Origin of the sequence: Mesorhizobium sp. M7A.F.Ca.CA.003.01.2.1 (assembly GCF_003998945.1) — a bacterium.
In the GTDB taxonomy this organism is placed as follows: domain Bacteria; phylum Pseudomonadota; class Alphaproteobacteria; order Rhizobiales; family Rhizobiaceae; genus Mesorhizobium; species Mesorhizobium ciceri.
The window spans coordinates 1-2,200 of record NZ_RZRA01000926.1 but is presented as its reverse complement, the minus strand read 5'-3'; the positions used below and the strand labels follow the sequence as shown (position 1 = coordinate 2,200).

Below are 2,200 nucleotides of genomic sequence, written 5' to 3'. Positions count from 1 at the left end.
CGTTCCAAGCTGATCGGGGAGGGGCAGAGCTTCATGTCGTCGATCCTGCCTTCCGGCATGCGGGCGGTCGCCACGGCCATCTCGGCCGACACGTCGGCCGGCGGCTTCATTCTTCCCAACGATTTCGTCGACGTCATCATGACCCGCAGGGCCGATGCCGCCAGCGGTGCCGCCGGCTTCAACACCGAGACCATCCTCAAGAACATCCGCGTCCTGGCCATCGACCAGACCATTCAGGAGGACGAGGAAGGCAAGAAGACCAGGGTGGGCCAGACCGCCACGCTGGAACTGACGCCCAAGCAGGCGGAGATTATCACCGTCGCCCAGCAGATGGCGGATCGCCTGACCCTGGCGCTGCGGGCGGTCGCGGACACGCAGGAAAAGAATGTGGGTGAGGCCGACTATCTCGTTTCCGGCAATGGCCGCAGGGGAACGGTGAGGCTGATCAAGTCGGGCGAAGTTTCCGAAGTGGGAGCAAGGAAATGAAGCTAGGTGGCAAACTGCCGGCAATCGTAGCCGCGGCATTCGGCCTGCTGCTCGTCGGAACGAATGTGCAAGGCAGCGTCGTCGAGGCAAAGAACGCGCAGGTCACGGCATCGACGGCCACCCAGCGCGTCAAGCTCGGCCTCAACAAGTCGGTGGTCATCGACCTGCCGAGCGATGCCTATGACATTCTCGTCGCCAATCCGGCGGTTGCCGATGCGGTGACCCGCACCGCAAGGCGCATCTATCTGTTCGGCAAGGCGGTCGGCGAGACGAACATCTTTGTCTTCGGCCCCAATGGCGAGCAGATCGTCAGCCTGGACCTGGCCGTCGAACGCGACGTTGCCGGCCTTGAAGATTATATCAGGCGCTTCCTGCCGACGTCGGCTGTCAAGGTGGAACTGCTGAACGACAACGTCGTTCTCACAGGAACCGTGGATACCCCCCTGGATGCCAAGCGCGCCGAACAGTTGGCGAACATGTTCGTGTCGGGTGGTGAAGCGACGACGGGACAATATTCGCAGACCGCGGCTGGCGGCTCGGCCCAGAGCGGTGTCGACATCAACAATCCGGACCAGGAGCGCCGCACCAGCCAGATCGTCAACCTGATCCAGATCATTGGCGACGACCAGGTCACGCTGAAGGTCACGGTCGCCGAAGTCAGCCGCTCGGTGATGAAGCAGCTCGGCGTCAACATGGTTGGCAGCGGCGGCAGCAACGGCATTAGTTACGGCGCAATCAGCGACAACTTCACGGGTCTCGGCAAACAGCTGTCGAATTCCGGCTTTCAAATCGGCGCTTCAGGACTGCAGGCTTATGTGAACGCTATGGAGCAGTCCGGGGTGATGAAGACCTTGGCCGAGCCGACCTTGACGGCTGTGTCGGGCGAGAAGGCAACCTTCAAGGTCGGCGGTGAATACAATATGGTCACGGGTGTCTCGGCAAATGTATCGCAAGACAACCAGACCGGCCTGAAGACCTACAGCGTCGAAAAGATCGAGTACGGCATCGGCCTGGAATTCCAGCCGGTTGTGTTGTCTCCCGGCCGCATAAGTTTGAAAGTCAGGACGTCGGTTTCCGAGCCGACAACCGAGGGATCCGTATCGTTCTCCTCAGGCGTGACGAGTCCCGGCATGAATGCCCTGTCGCTGCGCAAGCGCCTTGCCGACACAACGGTGGAATTGCCATCCGGTGGCTCCATGATGATCGCCGGCCTGGTTCGCGACGATGTCAGGCAAGCCGTCAACGGATTGCCTGGATTGACAAAGATCCCGGTGCTTGGCGCGCTCTTCCGCAGCAGGGATTTCGTGCGAAACGAGACCGAGCTCGTCATCATCATCACGCCCTATCTGGTTAAGCCGGTGGCGCGCAACGACCTTGCCAAGCCGGACGACAATTTCAACGCCGCCAGCGATGGCGCCGGCATGTTCCTTGGCCGCGTCAATCGCGTCTACGGCACCATGCAGACCGACAAGCCCAATGGCCGCTACCACGGCGTTGTCGGCTTCATCTACAAGTAAGCGGGGAAGCGGACATGTCTCAGTCAGCATTGAAGGCAAGCACCATCGCCGCAACGACCCGTCTCGGCCGTTCACGGGTCTGCCGGCGAGCCGTTCCTGTCCTGGCGGTTGCGGTGGCGGCGCTGCTCGCCGGCTGCGCCCAGCGCGACAGCATCACGGTCGGCGCCATTCCGGACGATTACCGCACCAACCATCCG

Annotated in this window: 2 protein-coding genes and 1 pseudogene; all 3 read left to right on the top strand. The window is 61.8% G+C overall.

What is annotated here, in order from left to right:
- Positions 1–486: Flp pilus assembly protein CpaB (gene cpaB / locus EN969_RS27765; protein ID WP_127419570.1), on the top strand; the 486-nt coding region annotated here is incomplete at its 5' end.
- On the top strand, positions 483–2,003 hold the full coding sequence (locus EN969_RS27760) for a type II and III secretion system protein family protein (RefSeq protein ID WP_013533683.1): 1,521 nt from the start codon (positions 483–485) through the stop codon (positions 2,001–2,003). The genes cpaB and EN969_RS27760, both read left to right, overlap by 4 nt.
- Positions 2,004–2,017: 14 nt before the next feature.
- A pseudogene (locus EN969_RS27755) lies at positions 2,018–2,200 on the top strand (pilus assembly protein CpaD); the annotation flags it as partial.

Excerpts from the sequence above, each read along its gene's own strand:
- EN969_RS27760 (WP_013533683.1), top strand. The coding sequence starts at position 483 with ATGAAGCTAGGTGGCAAACTGCCGGCAATCGTAGCCGCGGCATTCGGC.